The organism is Kangiella profundi, from assembly GCF_002838765.1.
Classification (GTDB): Bacteria; Pseudomonadota; Gammaproteobacteria; order Enterobacterales; family Kangiellaceae; genus Kangiella; species Kangiella profundi.
In genome coordinates this window covers 1412927-1429090 of the sequence record NZ_CP025120.1, presented here as the reverse complement: position 1 = coordinate 1429090, position 16164 = coordinate 1412927, and the positions used below count along the sequence as shown (strand labels likewise).

Below are 16164 nucleotides of genomic sequence, written 5' to 3'. Positions count from 1 at the left end.
CTTCGTCTTGCTTGTTAATTAGACAGATTCTGTATAAAAAACAAACTGTTAGCGCAAGATTTAAAATATTATAGAAAAATTTACAAAAGGCCGTTGACATATCACAGTCTGGTGGCATAATACCGCCCGACAACGAGATGCGCATGTAGCTCAGCTGGATAGAGTACCTGGCTACGAACCAGGCGGTCGGAGGTTCGAATCCTTCCATGCGCGCCATTATTCAAGAAACCTCGCACTATGCGGGGTTTTTTATTGCCTGAAAGAAAGAGTAACCTGAGCGGATCAGCGTAGTCATCCTTCGCCAGAATGTGCTCCTGCAATTCTGGCATTCCCGCCGTACTTGGCGGTCACATTCGGCCATTATTCGAAAGGCTTCCCTTAAACCGGAAGCCTTTTTTCGTTGTATGAAAGAAAATGATGAGAACCTCCGAAGGAGTTCGACAAAGCACGCAGTGCTTTGAACGTTGGAGGCGTAGCCGACGACGGCCCGAAGGGCAAGGAGCGCAGCGACGCAGTAATCCTTATCCAGGTCAGATCTATTTCCTACCTTAAAAGTCACTGGATCCCGAGGTACCCAGGGCTCTCCATTTGGTCGCTTACCGCGGATCCAGCGATTTTCTTTAACTAATGATTGGTATTTTGACTTTATGAGTAAAGGTTTCTACTATTCGGAGTGGCTAATAACAATTACAGGGAATTAATAGTGTCCATAATAAAAAAACACCTCAACCTCATATTGCTTCTAGTTATTGCTGCATGTGCTGCTTTAATCTTCGAAAAACTAAAGGATGAGGGTTATGTTAAAACCTATACCACTTGTGTTTCTTCAGTAAAAGTTGTGGTTTATAACGACTCTGGAAACTTGAAGGCTACTCATTATATTTCTCAATGTGATGACTCCCAAAAACTACAAAACAATATTTATATCGAGGAAGAAGGCGATGACAGCCGGTACTTGGTATATCAAGGATATTCGGAACAGCCAGCCAATTTGTATTTGTTTTGGGATGAGATCGATGGTCTGTACATAGCGGGTACTGAGTCTGATGTGATTACCTCAGCTCAAAGACACTTCTCCCAATATCGAGTTGAGTATTTGCCATTGCGACAGTTGCGGGTTGCGCTGGGAGAGGCTTATTCGAAGTACAAGAAAACGCAGTTAGCAAACTAAAATTAAAGCTGCCCTTTAACTATAAAAAAGGCGGCTAGAGCCGCCTTTAGTTTGGTGAGTTGATGGTTATTTTGCAGGGTCGCATTCTTTGCCTTTACAGATTCTGCCTGTACAACCGTTGGTTGCTAGGTAATCATAGGCTGCTTTGGCTTGAACGAGTCCTGCGCCATACGCATAGTCATGACCCGGTTCGCCCAAGTCTTCCGCAGAGGCTTTTAGCGCGGTGCGGATGTCGAAGTTTGAGCAGTGTGGATAATGACTCCATACCAGCGCTGCGACACCGACTACATGTGGCGTTGCCATTGAGGTTCCGCTGGCGATGATATATTCATTACCAGGTCCTGTTGAGCCAACGCTGACTCCGGGTGCTGATATTTCCACTTGTGAAGTGGTTTGCGAGAAGTCAGCGATGACTTTGGCTGAGTCGAGAGCTCCAACTGACATGACTGAGTCGTAAGAAGCTGGGTAACTGTGCGTAGAAACACCATCATTACCTGCAGCGGCGATACTTAAAATACCTGCTTTACGGGCTCGCTCGAACGCGCGTTCCTCGATTTTAGAATAAACTGGGCCGCCTAAACTCATGTTCACCACATTGGCACCATTATTCATACAATCTTCTACTGCTCCGGCAAGGCCAGAAGCATAAGCAACGCCACCTTCTGAATCGAAGAATCTCACGATGTAAAATCCACCAGTATCTTCAACATTGGGAATGACGCCTGACACACCAATACCATTATTGCCTATGGCGCCAATGGTTCCAGCAACGTGGGTACCGTGGTAGTGAAGATCTTCTGGCAGTGGTCCATACCATGGACCACTTAAGTCATTGGTACCCATTGCATTTTTGGGCAAATCTTCGTGAGCTATATCGTAACCAGTGTCAATTACACAAATTTTCGACGGATTAGCTGCGGCGCCAGTAGGGAAGTCCCCAGACTGTACCATATGGATGCCATACAATGACGGATGAGTCTTTAAAGGATCATCGGTGTGGTCTTCAATTTTTGTGAAGCCTGAAGGGGTTACCGTTCTGATAGGATCCATTTCGATTTTTAAATTAGAATTTGCTCGTAAGTTTCGTAAAGTTTCTAATGAGTCTACTTCAAAAGCGATGGTGTCTAGTGAGTCGAGTTCCAGTTTTATATCTGCACCGGCTTCATTTAAAGTTTGAATCACTTCGGCTTTTTTGTTTTCCGAGTATTCGGCAACAAAACGCTTATGTACCAATGTGCTCGCTGAGGCTGATGATGAAATAGCCAGTCCGACTGCAGTAAGAGTGGCTAAACTGATTTTACTTAATTTCATGTTTTAAACTCCCTTTATTCTTGAGTGTTGCATTCGTGAGCTTGCACATTGCCGCTGACTCCACCAAGGTTAGAGTAGCCACTATATGGTCCAGATGTCACTTCAACGATGGCGATTCCATGTAGAGCATTACCAGAACCAGCATCAGCTATACACATAAAACCACTACCTTCGCCTGGGTTCTGATTGTTCTGGGAGCGATAAGCAAACTCAACTTCATAATATCCCTCTGCTTGGCACTGTAAGCAGTACTCACCATTGTCATCGGCAGAATCACCTGAGCAGTACATGGCGGAAGTTACGTCTGCGTGCAAACTGACACCGCCGGTATCTTCGAAATCAATTGCGGTTTTATCGTGGAGTTGAACTTGTCCTTTAACCACACTTTCACCTGTGGAATCGGGACATCGGCTGGCATTGATTGTGAAGATGGTTTTTCCATCACCTCCGGCAGAGTGCATGGTGCCGCCACCCGTAACTCTCCCATCAGTCCCACAACCACTTAAAATAGCGAATGATGCCGCTACTAAGCTTCCTACTAATAGTTTTTTCATAAACTTTCTCCTTATATTTCCATTTTGTAATGCCGATCAGCTCGTTTGTTTTAGCAAAAGGCTTTGCTTGTGAGAGATTGCGAGCAAATGGGCAAAAATCACTCTATGAAATGTTCAAAAAAACAACAAGTGAATACGGCTTTGGTGAGCCTGGGCTGTGATTCAGGTCGCTCTTGATGCAAGTATGCATTGCTTGTTTGTTGCTGACATTTATCTCAACATCAACTGATATGTTGAGCACTCATATTTGAATGTGTGTTGAGCTTTTTCTTTGGAATAGCACTTGGACTAATGGTGGCGATAACACTTAATTTATATTTCACACTGATTTCACCTGTATTAATGGAAGGTATTGCTGGAAATGTTACTGGGAAATATTGACGGGAAGAATTCTGTTGAACAAAAGCTATAAAACCATTCGATTAATACTGGGCGACCAGCTGAATGCCAGCCATAGCTGGTTTAAGAACATTGATGAAGATTGCCTGTATATTGTGGCTGAAATGCAGCAGGAAACTGGGTACGTTAAGCACCACATTCAAAAAGTTTGTGCTTTTTTTCATGCTATGGAAAGTTTCGCCAAAGCCTTGAATAAGGCTGGCCATAATTGTTTGCATTTAACGCTGGACGATACTGAGAAGTTCTCGACATTTAATGACCTCATTGCATATCTCGTTAAGAAGTATTCGGCCGCATGCTTCCAGTACCAGCTTCCCGATGAGTATCGCTTAAGAAATCACTTTGCTGAATTCCACGCTCCGGCCGTTGAAGTTTCAAGTTGTTCGACCGAACACTTTTTCTTACCTGAAGAAGATTTCCCAAAATATTTTACAGCCAACAAACATAATCGAATGGAGTCTTTCTACCGCAAAATGCGTAAGCGTTTTGATGTTCTCATGGATGATGGTCAGCCAGAAGGCGGGCAGTGGAACTTTGATCAAAAGAACCGCAATAAATTTAAAGCTGAGGATTTAAAGGATATTCCGGAACCTCTGTTATTCAGTAATGATGTCAACGGTATTCTAAAGCGACTAAAAAAGCATAAAGTCCAAACGATTGGCAGGTCTGAGTCTAATCTTCTTTGGCCGACTTCCAGAAAGCAGGCAAAGGAGTTGTTGGAGTATTTTTGCCAACATTGTTTGCCTCGTTTTGGCTATTTTCAGGACGCAATGACTTGTCAAAGTCAGCATAAGTGGTCCCTATATCATTCACGACTTTCCTTTGCACTGAATGCCAAGCTCATTTCACCGAGGCAGGTCATCGACAAAACTGTAGAAGCCTACCGGGCAAATGATGATATCGATATTGCACAAGTCGAAGGTTTCGTTAGGCAAATACTTGGTTGGCGCGAGTTTGTACGAGGAATTTACTGGACACACCCCGAGTATCATCAGAAAAATTATTTCAATGCTGACAGGAAGCTTCCTGATTATTTCTGGACCGGTAACACTAAGATGCGATGTTTGTCTGAAGCGATTAATCAATCACTCGATTATGCGTTCGCTCACCATATTCAGCGCCTGATGGTCACCGGTAATTTTTGTCTGCTAACTGAAGTCGATCCTGATGAAGTGGATGATTGGTACCTGGGGATTTATGTTGATGCCATAGAGTGGGTTGAGCTACCTAACACCAGGGGTATGAGTCAGTTTGCTGATGGAGGCATCATCGCTACTAAGCCTTATGCCGCCAGCGCTAACTATGTTCATAAAATGAGCGACTACTGCTCAAACTGTGACTATAGCCATACTGATAAAGTGGGTGAAACAGCCTGTCCATTAAATAGTCTCTACTGGCGCTTTATTGATAGGAACGCTGATAAACTTAGTCAAAACCCAAGAATGGGGATGATATATAACGTTTGGAACAAAAAAGACGAAGATGAAAAAGAAGCGATACTCAATAAAGCAGCCAGTGTTCTTAGGCGTATTGAGGAGCTCTAGGGCTGAGATATCATCACTATTCTTTTGGCCTGATTTTGTTACACTAAACGGAATTTATTTCAAACGATAATATTGATGGATTTCTATACATTTCTAAGCGAAAACTTACCTTTGGCTGTTATTCTTGGCGCGATTGTCTTAATCATGCTGGTGTTGCTGGTAATGGTTATACGTCAGGGTAGTGCCATAAAGAACCTCAAAACATCTGAGGATGGTGCCATCGATGCCATAAAGAGCCTTGATCAAAAGCAGACCATGGCATTCGATTATGCAAAATCTGATTTGCATCGTATGTCTGAACAAAACCAAAGAGCCTCTGAGAATTTGGTAGAAAAACTAGCGGGTAACCAGGTTAAGCTTGGCGAATCATTTCAAGCCTTTCAAAGTCAGCTACAAAAAGGCTTTAACGAGCTTAGCAATGCTCTGGGTGAAAAAGTTAACAACAACACCATTACCCAACAAAAAGAATTAACCGGATTCAAAGATAGTTTGCAGAAAGACATCCTGAAGCTGAAAGAACAGATTGAGATTAATCAGAAAGAGTCACAGGCACAGCTTCATGAGCAGTTCCGCCGCGGCATCAAAGATGTCAGAGAAGAGTTAACCATAAATCTCAAGACACAGGCAGAAAACTTTGAGAAAAACATGTCTGGCCTGACTAAAACGACTGATGAACGACTCAAAGAGATCAGTGGCCAGGTTGAGAAGCGCTTGGCCGATGGTTTTGAAAAAACCACACAGACTTTCCAGGACGTTTTAAAGCGCCTGGCGTTAATTGACGATGCACAGAAGAAAATTACGGAATTGTCCAGTAATGTAGTTAGCTTGCAGGAAATTCTTTCTGATAAACGCTCGCGTGGTGCTTTTGGCGAGGTTCAGCTGGAGTCTTTGGTTTCCAATGTCATGCCCACTAGCCATTACAAATTCCAGCACTCTTTCAGCAACGGCAAAATTGTAGATTGCGCCTTATTCCTGCCAGAGCCGACGGGTGTGATTGGCGTTGATGCCAAATTCCCGCTGGAAAACTATCAGAAGATGGTGGATGTCGAACGTTCCGCCCCGGAACGAGATCAGGCGCACAAGGCTTTCATTAAAGATATCAAGAAGCACGTTAATGATATTGCCAGCAAATACATCATTGAAAACGAAACCGCCGTCGGCGCTGTCATGTTTATTCCTGCAGAAGCAGTCTTTGCTGAGATTCATGCCCATCATCCCGAGTTGGTTGAGTTTGCTCAGCAGCAAAAGGTCTGGATGGTTTCACCGACCACAATGATGGCGTTGTTAACAACGGCCAGTGCTGTCCTGAAAGACGAAGCGACGCGTAAACAGGTGCATATCATTCAGGAGCATCTGGGCATGCTGTCAAAAGACTTTGGACGCTTTAGAACCCGTATGAATGATTTGGCTCGTCATATTAATAACGTTACCGAAGACGTTAAAAAGGTTACCATTTCCGCTGACAAAATCAGCAGTCGATTTGAAAAGATTGAGCAGGTTGAGTTGAACCATGAGGAGCATGAACACTCTATAGAAGTGGCAGCCACGGCTAAACTTGAGAATAAGAAAGAATCCAAATAGGTTAATTGAATGAAAAGAATTTTTGCTTTATTGGTAATGCTGGTTTCTGTTTATCTAATACCAGCGCTTTACGCTGAGGAACCAATGGTGAAGTCTCTAAATGGTGACTTTACTCAAGGTGGCCTGGTGATTGGTCAAACAGTTCCCGGAGCTAAAGTTGAGTTTGATGGCCAAGAGATTAAAGTTTCTGAAGACGGCTATTTTGTATTTGGTTTTCATCGTGATATGCCCGAAAGTGCTACTCTGACGATTTCAAAAGGTGATTTAAAAGTTACCCAGCCGATATCAATTAGCAAAAGACAATACAACATTGAGCGCATTGACGGACTTCCTCCATCAAAGGTAACGCCGAGAAAGCCAGAAGTACTCGAACGTATCAAGCGAGAAACAGCATTGGTTGCTGAAGCAAGAGCTGAAATCACCGATTTTAAGTATTTTATGCAGGATTTCATCTGGCCTGCCAAGGGTCGTTTGAGTGGTTTCTATGGCAGCCAGCGGATTTTAAATGGAGACCCAAAACGCCCGCATTATGGTGTTGATGTGGCTGCTCCAACCGGAACAGAAGTGGTGGCTCCTGCTGATGGTGTTGTTCGCCTTGCTCATCCTGACTTGTTCTTTTCAGGAGGCACCATCATCATTGATCATGGATTTGGCGTAAACTCAACATTTCTGCATTTGAGCAGCGTGGACGTGGAAGTTGGGGAGCCAGTAAAGCAGGGTGACTTTATTGGTCGAATTGGTGCGACAGGGCGAGCAACAGGCCCACACCTGGACTGGCGCATTAACTGGCTCAATCATCGTCTTGATCCACAACTACTGGCTCCACCATTTGAAGAGTCAGAACCTAAAGCAGAATCTAAGCAATAGTTATAACTATGTTAACGACACAAGATTTTAATACTTTCAATTTTATCGACTTCGTTCGTCAGAACCCTGAACAGCATGAACGTTTTGAGCTGAAAATAGAGCAGGGTAAAGCCATCTTCCATGATGCTGGAATTATTGAGTTTGTCCCTAATCAGCTCAGTGACCAGTTTGTATGTTTATCCTGTGGAGTGCATGGTAATGAAACCGCGCCTATGGAAATTATCAGCGATATGGTGCGAGATATTCTTGTTGGTTCTCAAGCACTGAGTGTGAATTTATTAATATTGCTTGGCAACCCAAAAGCGATGCAGCAACAGGAACGGTTCCTAGAGTTTAATTTGAACCGAATGTTCAATCATCATTGGAAGTCTTATCTTGAAGCAGATGCACATTGCTACGAGGCATTGCGAGCCAAACGGCTGGAAGAGGCTGTGCAGGATTTCTTTGATAAGTCACCAGCAGACTCGCGTCGGTATCACTATGATCTGCATACCGCTATTCGCGCCTCCAAACATCAACGTTTTGCTATTTATCCTTATCTTGATGGGCGTGAGCATAAGGTTGAACAGTTAGCCTTTATGCAGGACTGTGGTGTTAACACGGTATTACTTTACCATAAAGCAAGCTCTACCTTTTCCTATCATACCAGCCATCATTTTAAGGCAGATGCTTTTACTGTCGAACTGGGTAAAGTTAAACCTTTTGGTGGGAATAATCGTGAAGATTTTGAGCAGGCTGAAAATAGTCTCAGACAACTAGTTGCTAGTAATTATCACTTTAATAATGATCGTGAAATTGATGACCTAAATCTTTTTGCGGTTAAGAAAGAGCTGCTACGAGTATCTGATGATTCACATCTCAACGTTGATGATGACTTGGCTAATTTTACAGAGTTTGAACAGGGTTTTGAGTTGTTATCGGATCCTGCAGAACCTTATTCAATTGAGTCCAATGGCGAGGCCATCGTATTTCCTAACAATAAAGTCCCAATTGGGCAGAGAATGGCGCTATTGGTGGAGCCGGTTAGTTTGGGTTAGAGTTTTTGGGTTATTTTAATGAGTTTTGTTTAAATAGCTTAGCAAAGCTTTGATGGTTGAATAACAGGCGCTGGATCCCGCGGTCAAGCCGCGGGATAACGGTTATTTTTGGTTATTCTTACTTACTTAACTGAAAAACTGAGGCCTCAAGCGACACCTTTAGGAGAAAACATCACCTCATGATTTCTTTTAACACAACTCTTTATGTACTTAATCTGTCATCCCGCGGCTTGACCGCGGGATCCAGTATCTTTTAATTGAAAGTTGATTAATGTTCTTTCTAAAAAATCCTTCGCTGAATTTCCTTATCAGCCATAATCTTTACCGCTAATTCTTCTACTGACCGTGAAGTCGTATCAATGAATGGTATTTTCTCACGTCGATACAGAGCTTCTACTTCTCTAATTTCCAACATACATTGATTAAGCGCAGCATATTTGCTGTTGGGGCGGCGTTTGTTACGAATTTCATGTAACTGCATCGGATCAATGGTCAGCCCGTAGAGCTTGTGCTTGTTCTGGGCCAAGCCAGGCTTGAGTTTAATATTGGGCAAATCTTCATCTGTAAATGGGTAGTTGGCAGCGAAGATACCAAACTGCATCGCCATATAGAGCGAGGTTGGTGTTTTACCGCAACGCGAAGGGCCGACCAGAATGATATCTGCTTGATCGTAATGTTTAGTCGTTGCGCCATCGTCATTGTTCAAAGCAAAGTTCACTGCACTCATTCTTGTGTCATAGGCCTGACGGTCATCGGTTGAGTGTGATTTACCGACACGGAATGAACTGTGTACGCCTAATTCTTGCTCAAGAGGGCCGATGTAGGTGTGGAAGAAATCCACCAGCAGCGCATTTGCAGTTGTAATGATGTTCCGAATGTCTGGTTTTACGATGGTTTCAAATACAATGGGCTTGAAGCCATCGCGTATAGCGGTCTGATTAATCCGTGATACTGCGGCGTTGGCTTTATCAATATCGTCAACGAAAGGAATGGTGTGATAGGTGAATTCAACCTCATCTTCGAACTGGGAAGTCAGCGATTGACCCAGCATTTCAGAGGTAATACCGGTACGGTCGGAAATAAAAAAGACTGTGCGTTTCATATTTGCTCATTTATCAGTAAAATAGCGGCCACAAAGACCACTTTGTTCGTGAATTTAAGCATTTACGCTCAATATCGGCAAGATAATAAGCCAAAAATGGGCGGTTTGCGGTAATTCCAAATTTATAAACTGGAGATAGAACCTTGGAAAAATACGTACTTTGGTATGACCAACTTGGGATGGGTGACGTTGAACGCGTTGGCGGTAAGAACGCGTCACTTGGGGAAATGATTAGTAACTTAAGCAATATGGGTGTTAGCGTTCCTAATGGTTTCGCAACGACTGCCGATGCTTTCCGTGCTTTCCTTGAGCAAAGTGGCTTAAATCAACGCATCAACGAAGAGTTAGCAAACCTTGACGTTGATGACGTGACCAAACTCGCTGAAGTTGGTGCCAAAATACGTGGCTGGGTCATGGACACTCCTTTCATTCCAGAGATGGAGCAGGCTATCACCGAGGCTTATGCCAAATTAAAAGCTGATGCCAATGATGATTTTGCCGTTGCGGTCCGCTCATCAGCTACTGCAGAAGATTTACCAGATGCCTCATTCGCCGGCCAGCAAGAAACTTTCCTTAATGTTCGTGGTTTAGACAATGTCATGAAAGCACTTAAAGAAGTGTTTGCATCATTGTTTAATGACCGTGCTATTGCTTACCGTGTCCACCAAGGCTTTGAGCATTCATTGGTAGCTTTATCTGCCGGTGTTCAAAAAATGGTCCGTAGTGATATCGCCGCCAGTGGTGTGATGTTTACTATGGATACAGAGTCTGGCTTTAACGATGTAGTTTTCATTACCGGTGCTTATGGTCTGGGCGAAACAGTTGTTCAGGGCGCAGTAAACCCGGACGAGTTTTATGTCTATAAGCCAGCTTTGGCTGAAGGTCGCCAGTCAATCGTTCGTAAAACCTTGGGCGGTAAAGCCATCAAGATGGTTTACACCAATGATACGGACCATGGCAAAACTGTTGAAACTGTAGATGTAGAAGTAAATGAGCGTATGCAATTCTGTATCAATAATGCAGAAGTTCAGGAACTTGCCAAGCAGGCTATGATCATTGAGCAGCATTACAAGCGCCCAATGGATATCGAATGGGCCAAAGATGGCGCTGATGGCAAAATTTATATCGTTCAGGCCCGTCCAGAAACGGTTAAGAGTCGTTCAGACAAAAATATCATTGAGCGCTACCGCCTAAAAAATACTTCTGATGTTGTGGCTACAGGTCGCGCAATTGGTCAGAAAATAGGCAAGGGTAAAGCTCGTGTCATCAGCTCTATTGATGAAATGGCAAGCGTACAGCCTGGTGACGTATTGGTTACTGACATGACCGACCCAGATTGGGAGCCAGTAATGAAGCGTGCTGCTGCAATTGTTACTAACCGTGGTGGCCGCACATGTCACGCTGCAATTATTGCGCGTGAACTTGGTATTCCTGCGGTTGTAGGTTGTGGCGATGCCACCGACCGTATTAAGAATGGTGTTGAAGTAACCGTATCTTGTGCTGAAGGCGATACCGGTAAAATCTACTCAGGTCTATTGGACTTCGAAGTCAGTAAAGACTCTGTTGAGGACATGCCTGAGCTACCATTCAAAATTATGATGAATGTGGGTAACCCTGATCGTGCTTTCGATTTTGGTCAATTACCGAATTCGGGTGTTGGTCTTGCTCGTCTTGAGTTCATCATCAATCGCATGATTGGCGTGCATCCAAAAGCCTTGTTGGATTATGACAAGCTGGAAGATGAAAGCCTTAAGAAAACCATTGCCATGCAAATGGCTGGTTATCCAAACCCTAAAGAATTCTATATCAGCAAGCTGGTTGAGGGTATTTCAACAATCGCCTGTGCGTTTGCGCCGGAGAAAGTCATTGTTCGTATGTCTGACTTCAAGTCGAATGAATACGCGAACCTGATTGGCGGTCATTTATATGAGCCGCATGAAGAAAACCCAATGCTTGGTTTCCGTGGTGCTTCTCGTTACATCTCAGAAGAGTTCCGTGAGTGCTTTGAACTGGAGTGCGAAGCCATCAAGCGTGTTCGTAACAAGATGGGCTTCAATAACGTAGAAGTTATGATTCCATTCGTGCGTACTCTTGGTGAAGCGGAAAAAGTTATTGAGTTGTTGGCTGAGAATGGTCTGCGTCGTGGTGACAACGGTTTACGCGTAATTATGATGTGTGAGCTGCCTTCAAATGCCATTCTTGCTCAGGAATTCCTCAAGTTCTTTGATGGCTTCTCAGTGGGCTCAAACGATCTTACCCAGCTTTCATTGGGTCTGGATCGTGATTCAGGCATTATTTCGCACCTATTTGATGAGCGTGACCCAACGGTTAAAGTTCTGTTAGCCAATGCCATCAAGGCCTGTAAAAAGGCTAACAAATACATTGGTATTTGTGGTCAGGGACCATCAGACCACCCTGATTTAGCTAAGTGGTTGATGGAGCAGGGCATTGACAGTGTTTCATTAAATCCTGACACAGTTCTCGAAACGTGGCTTTTCTTGGCGAAAAAGTAATCTAACTTGTTGTATTATTTACTGCTTGAGCCTTGGTATTGTAAGTATTAAGGCTCAAGTTCTATAAAAAGGTTATGAAAAAATTTTTTGTGACTTTACTTATAAGTAAATAATCCGAGGAGGAGATAGGAAATGAAACGTTTAGCTATTGCACTTTTAGCATCAACACTGGCTGTTGCTTGTAGCGATGATAAGAAAGAATCTGTAAAAGAGGAAACTCAGGAAGCAGTTGAGGAAGTGAAAGAAGCGACTGCAGAAGCTGTTGAAGCAACTGAAAAAGCGATGGAAGACACTACTGAGACTACTGAAGAAACAGTGACTTCATTGCAAGAAGCTGCTGAGGAAAACTATCAGGAAACTAAGGAAGAGGCTGCAGAGCTTGTAGATGAAGCTGAAGCTGAGGCTGAACAGATGGTTGAAGATGCTGAAGCAGAAGCAGAAGCGATGATGCATTCAGCTGAAGAAGAACTTGAAGAAGCTGAAGAAGCGGTTGAAGAAAAGACTGGTGATGACCAGTAATTCAACTTCATACTTAAGTAAGTTCATCAAAAAGCCACTCAATCGAGTGGCTTTTTTGTATCTAGTGTATTTTGTTGGATAAGAGCGCATGAATAGTATATAAATTAGAGAGTTAACCAGTTTTCGTCAATTGCTAACATCCTAAGAGCAGCTAACAAAATGTATGCCATAAAAACAGTGCCTTTAGAGGTCATTATCCCACTTCGTCATAAAGTGCTTCGCACTGGCAGACCAATATCCGAATGCACTTATCAGGAAGATGCAGTTGAGGGGTGCTTCCACGTTGCATGTTTTGATGGGGATAAAGTAATCGGGATTGCTTCTTTCTATCCCGAGCCTCATTCTTATGAGGCTTCAGATAACGTATGGCGCTTACGAGGAATGGCAACAGATCCTGATTATCGTAAGCAAGGAGTAGGGGCGCGCTTGTTAGAGGAAGGCCTTCGGTTTTGTTCGCAAAGTGGAGGCGAAGTGATTTGGTGCAATGCTCGCGTAGAAGCCATACCATTTTACAGTAAGCTCAATTTTGTTATAAAGGGAGATGAGTTCCAACTCCCCGGAATTGGCCCTCACTATTTCATGTCTAAAACTTTAGTATAAAGAGAATAATTTATGAGTCAGTTAAGCTTAGAACCAACCCTCAAAGCATTTTACCACTGGGAAACCGTTGCGTCCGAACAGGTGTTCTTGCGACAACCCTTTGGTAATGATTGGAAGGAATACACCTGGCATGAAGTAGGGCAGCAGGTTCGAAAGATGGCGCAGTATTTGAAAACCAGTCTGCCGCCGAAAAGCAAAGTGGCGATTTTATCGCTTAACTGTTCTCATTGGATTATGGCGGATCTGGCAATCATGATGGCTGGTCATATTTCAGTGCCAATTTATCCAACTGCTGGCAAGGAAACTATCGCGACCATTCTGGAGCACAGTGAATCCAAGCTTTTGTTTGTAGGAAAACTTCCAGACTGGGCTGCTAAAAAAGAAGCCGTTGCCAATGACCTTCCAAAGATTGGCTTCTATCAGCCTCACTCAGGTATTAAAGAGTGGGATGAGGTTATAGCTGAAACAGAACCCATGTCAGAGTCCCCAATACCTGATTTGGACGAGCTGGCAACTATCGTTTATACCTCCGGCACAACAGGTATTCCCAAAGGGGTCATGATTGATTATCGAGCCTTGTCTAATGGTGCTGCGGCTGCTGCTCAGTTTGTGGATATTGGACAAGAACGAGCATTTTCATACTTACCGCTTGCACATTGTGCGGAGCGAGAGCTCACCGAAATCATTAGTATCCATACGGGAAGTGTAATCTCCTTTACAGAATCGCTGGATCGTTTTCAGGAAAATATTGTTTCTGTCCGTCCGACCATCTTTTTTGGTGTTCCGCGTATCTGGCTTAAGTTCCAACAAGGAATTGAAGATAAGGTTGGTAAAAGAAAGCTATGGTTATTGCTGAAACTACCGATCATTAAAAACATTATTCGTAAGAAAGTTTTAGAAGGTCTTGGCCTTGATCAGGCGAAAATCGTACTGTCCGGTGCCGCGGCTCTTCCTAAAGCAACCATGGATTTCTTTGACAGTCTTGGGCTGCAAATTTGTGAGGCCTACGGCTTAACTGAAACCATGGCATTTTCTCACGCGAGTAAACCAAGTTGTAGAAAGAAAGGCTCTGTGGGTGTGACCATGCCAACTGCCGAGGCCGTGCTGGCTGAAAGCGGTGAGATTCTTTTGAGAAGTCCCTGTTTAATGAAAGGTTACTATAAGGAACCCATTAAAACCTCAGAAGTTATCGATGAGGAAGGATACTTTCATACGGGTGATATTGGCAGTATTGATAACGACGGATTTTTATTCATTACAGGTCGGGTTAAGGACATTTTTAAAACGTCCAAAGGCAAGTACGTTTCACCAGCACCTATTGAGGCAAAATTAGAGCCTGAGCTGGGAGTTGAGCATCTTTGTGTTATTGGTGATGGCATGCCTTCACCGGTTGCTGTGGCCTCAATTCATAACAAGACGATCAAAGATCGTGCGGCATTCACCCAGGAAAGCGAACAGACTTTGCAGAAATTGAATAACCAGCTTGAAAAGCATGAGCGCTTATCTAAGCTGATTTTTGTTGATGAAGCGTGGACTACTGAGAATGGTTTGATTACTCCAACACTCAAAGTGCGCCGTCAGCAGGTTGAAAAGCATTATCAGTCAATTGTTGAAAAGCATTATAAAAAGCAGGAAGTCGTCATTTGGGATTAATTCTTTATTGGCTACTCAATATTTTTAACTGAAGGAGATAATTATGGGTTTTTTAACGTGGATTTTTGTTGGCCTCATTGCCGGCATTTTGGCTAAAGCCATCATACCAAGCGCTCGAAACGAAGGTATTATCATGACCATTGTGATTGGTATCGTTGGTGCTATTTTGGGTGGTTACGTCGGTAGCTTCTTCGGCTTTGGCGAAGTTTCAGGCTTTAATATCAAGACGTTACTAACAGCCACCCTTGGGGCAGTGATTTTATTGGCATTACAGCGTATGTTTGCTAAAAAGTAGGCTTCTTATCTGTTTTCATTATTTTAAGCAATACTAATTCAGATAGTATTCAGCTAGATCTCTCTACACTTACCCTAAAGTTGAGGAACCTGTATTACAGGTTCCATCCACAATCAGAGGTATTGTGTATGAAAAAATTAATTCTAATTACATCAATCGTCGCCAGTCTTGGTTTGGCTAGCGCTGCCAATGCTCGTGATGACTACAGACACTATGACAATGTTCGCTATGAACGCGCTAAAGTTGTTCATGTAGAGCCAATTTCAGGCTATAGCGAAAGTCGCTATCCAAGAGAGCGTTGTTACCCAGTAAGCTCTGACAGAGATCGCCGTAAAGGCTCGATTGTCGGTGCGGTAGTGGGTAGCGTTGTTGGCTATAAACTTGGCGGTGACCGCGGTGAAAAACGATTAGGTTCTGTCGCAGGCGCTGTTGTTGGTTCAGCTATTGGGCAATCAGTTGCTGACAAAGGTCGTGATACTCATTACCGTTGTGATAGGGTGGAAGAGCGATATGGTCATGCGGCTATTATTGGCTATAATGTCACCTACAAATATAAAGGCCAGCGCTACACCACTTTTATGGATTATGATCCTGGTCGCTGGATTGATGTTGAGGTCAGTGTTAGACCCGGTCGTGGTTACAGACATTAATTTCATAGCCATTCAATAAAGGTTATTATGAAATATTTAGTGATAGTTTTCTTGGCATTGTCGGCGTTAATGTTTAACTCGGCAGAAGCCGTAGGTGTTCGCATTGATACCAAGGTGGAGCGCAAGGAGCAGCCCTGCGTTCCAATTGGTAAAAGTGCGGCCATGAGTGCAGTCGCACAACAGACAGATGGCCGTGTACTGTCTGCATCTTTAAACATGAATCGTAGACCTCCCGTTTATCGGGTTAAGGTATTAAGTAAAAGTGGTCGCGTGAGCCATGTGTTGGTTAATGCCTGTAATGGTCGAGTGATTAGCTAGCGAACAAACCTATGTAGCTTTTATGAGTTAAAAGCAAAAAGTCTTTTTTA

The 16164-nt window shown here is 43.5% G+C and carries 15 protein-coding genes and 1 tRNA gene; 13 read left to right on the top strand and 3 right to left on the bottom strand.

Annotated elements, in window-relative coordinates:
• The first annotated feature begins 139 nt into the window (after positions 1–139).
• Positions 140–216, top strand: a tRNA-Arg gene (locus CW740_RS06640).
• Between the two features lie 487 nt (positions 217–703).
• Positions 704–1171: a hypothetical protein gene (locus CW740_RS06635; protein ID WP_106646784.1), complete on the top strand. Its 468-nt coding sequence runs from the start codon at positions 704–706 to the stop codon at positions 1169–1171.
• Between the two features lie 66 nt (positions 1172–1237).
• Here CW740_RS06635 and CW740_RS06630 read toward each other — a convergent pair whose 3' ends face one another.
• Together CW740_RS06630 and CW740_RS06625 are read right to left on the bottom strand one after the other, a co-directional pair.
• Positions 1238–2482 carry a S8 family peptidase gene (locus CW740_RS06630; protein ID WP_106646783.1) on the bottom strand — a complete coding sequence of 415 codons (1245 nt, stop codon included), beginning with the start codon at positions 2480–2482 and terminating at the stop codon, positions 1238–1240.
• A 14-nt stretch (positions 2483–2496) separates the two neighbouring features.
• Positions 2497–3036 carry a hypothetical protein gene (locus CW740_RS06625; RefSeq protein WP_106646782.1) on the bottom strand — a complete coding sequence of 180 codons (540 nt, stop codon included), beginning with the start codon at positions 3034–3036 and terminating at the stop codon, positions 2497–2499.
• A gap of 395 nt (positions 3037–3431) precedes the next feature.
• Here CW740_RS06625 and CW740_RS06620 point away from each other — a divergent pair, with 395 nt between their 5' ends.
• The 4 genes from CW740_RS06620 (at position 3432) to astE (ending at position 8464) form a co-directional block, all read left to right on the top strand.
• Positions 3432–4979, top strand: coding sequence for a cryptochrome/photolyase family protein (locus CW740_RS06620; protein WP_106646781.1), 1548 nt, complete (start codon positions 3432–3434; stop codon positions 4977–4979).
• Positions 4980–5054: 75 nt separating this feature from the next.
• Positions 5055–6560 (top strand): DNA recombination protein RmuC, encoded by a 1506-nt coding sequence (locus tag CW740_RS06615; protein WP_106646780.1) that lies wholly within the window; start codon positions 5055–5057, stop codon positions 6558–6560.
• 9 nt (positions 6561–6569) lie between these two features.
• Positions 6570–7427 (top strand): M23 family metallopeptidase, encoded by an 858-nt coding sequence (locus CW740_RS06610; protein ID WP_106646779.1) that lies wholly within the window; start codon positions 6570–6572, stop codon positions 7425–7427.
• Between the two features lie 8 nt (positions 7428–7435).
• The gene (astE, locus tag CW740_RS06605) at positions 7436–8464 is read left to right on the top strand and encodes a succinylglutamate desuccinylase (RefSeq protein ID WP_106646778.1); all 1029 of its coding nucleotides are present in this window, start codon (positions 7436–7438) and stop codon (positions 8462–8464) included.
• Between the two features lie 280 nt (positions 8465–8744).
• On the opposite strand, the gene ppsR is transcribed toward astE, so the two are convergent.
• On the bottom strand, positions 8745–9566 hold the full coding sequence (gene ppsR, locus CW740_RS06600) for a posphoenolpyruvate synthetase regulatory kinase/phosphorylase PpsR (protein ID WP_018624802.1): 822 nt from the start codon (positions 9564–9566) through the stop codon (positions 8745–8747).
• A 143-nt stretch (positions 9567–9709) separates the two neighbouring features.
• Here ppsR and ppsA point away from each other — a divergent pair, with 143 nt between their 5' ends.
• The 7 genes from ppsA to CW740_RS06565 all read left to right on the top strand — a co-directional run bounded on the left by ppsA (position 9710) and on the right by CW740_RS06565 (position 16114).
• The gene (ppsA, locus tag CW740_RS06595) at positions 9710–12079 is read left to right on the top strand and encodes a phosphoenolpyruvate synthase (protein ID WP_106646777.1); all 2370 of its coding nucleotides are present in this window, start codon (positions 9710–9712) and stop codon (positions 12077–12079) included.
• Positions 12080–12211: 132 nt separating this feature from the next.
• On the top strand, positions 12212–12598 hold the full coding sequence (locus CW740_RS06590; RefSeq protein ID WP_106646776.1) for a hypothetical protein: 387 nt from the start codon (positions 12212–12214) through the stop codon (positions 12596–12598).
• A gap of 159 nt (positions 12599–12757) precedes the next feature.
• Positions 12758–13198 (top strand): GNAT family N-acetyltransferase, encoded by a 441-nt coding sequence (locus CW740_RS06585; protein ID WP_106646775.1) that lies wholly within the window; start codon positions 12758–12760, stop codon positions 13196–13198.
• A gap of 12 nt (positions 13199–13210) precedes the next feature.
• Complete coding sequence (locus CW740_RS06580; protein WP_106646774.1) at positions 13211–14851, top strand: AMP-binding protein; 1641 nt, start codon at positions 13211–13213, stop codon at positions 14849–14851.
• 43 nt (positions 14852–14894) lie between these two features.
• Positions 14895–15146, top strand: coding sequence for a GlsB/YeaQ/YmgE family stress response membrane protein (locus tag CW740_RS06575; RefSeq protein WP_018624807.1), 252 nt, complete (start codon positions 14895–14897; stop codon positions 15144–15146).
• Between the two features lie 128 nt (positions 15147–15274).
• Positions 15275–15796, top strand: a complete 522-nt coding sequence (locus CW740_RS06570; protein WP_106646773.1) for a glycine zipper 2TM domain-containing protein — start codon at positions 15275–15277, stop codon at positions 15794–15796.
• 27 nt (positions 15797–15823) lie between these two features.
• A complete protein-coding gene (locus CW740_RS06565; protein WP_106646772.1) occupies positions 15824–16114 on the top strand; it encodes a PepSY domain-containing protein in 291 nt (96 codons plus the stop codon).
• Positions 16115–16164: the final 50 nt, after the last annotated feature.

Excerpts from the sequence above, each read along its gene's own strand:
- CW740_RS06610 (WP_106646779.1), top strand. The coding sequence starts at position 6,570 with ATGAAAAGAATTTTTGCTTTATTGGTAATGCTGGTTTCTGTTTATCTA.
- CW740_RS06615 (WP_106646780.1), top strand. The coding sequence starts at position 5,055 with ATGGATTTCTATACATTTCTAAGCGAAAACTTACCTTTGGCTGTTATT.
- CW740_RS06575 (WP_018624807.1), top strand. The coding sequence starts at position 14,895 with ATGGGTTTTTTAACGTGGATTTTTGTTGGCCTCATTGCCGGCATTTTG.
- CW740_RS06585 (WP_106646775.1), top strand. The coding sequence starts at position 12,758 with ATGTATGCCATAAAAACAGTGCCTTTAGAGGTCATTATCCCACTTCGT.
- CW740_RS06580 (WP_106646774.1), top strand. The coding sequence starts at position 13,211 with ATGAGTCAGTTAAGCTTAGAACCAACCCTCAAAGCATTTTACCACTGG.
- CW740_RS06590 (WP_106646776.1), top strand. The coding sequence starts at position 12,212 with ATGAAACGTTTAGCTATTGCACTTTTAGCATCAACACTGGCTGTTGCT.
- CW740_RS06565 (WP_106646772.1), top strand. The coding sequence starts at position 15,824 with ATGAAATATTTAGTGATAGTTTTCTTGGCATTGTCGGCGTTAATGTTT.
- CW740_RS06630 (WP_106646783.1), bottom strand. The coding sequence starts at position 2,482 with ATGAAATTAAGTAAAATCAGTTTAGCCACTCTTACTGCAGTCGGACTG.
- astE (WP_106646778.1), top strand. The coding sequence starts at position 7,436 with ATGTTAACGACACAAGATTTTAATACTTTCAATTTTATCGACTTCGTT.
- CW740_RS06625 (WP_106646782.1), bottom strand. The coding sequence starts at position 3,036 with ATGAAAAAACTATTAGTAGGAAGCTTAGTAGCGGCATCATTCGCTATT.
- CW740_RS06570 (WP_106646773.1), top strand. The coding sequence starts at position 15,275 with ATGAAAAAATTAATTCTAATTACATCAATCGTCGCCAGTCTTGGTTTG.
- ppsR (WP_018624802.1), bottom strand. The coding sequence starts at position 9,566 with ATGAAACGCACAGTCTTTTTTATTTCCGACCGTACCGGTATTACCTCT.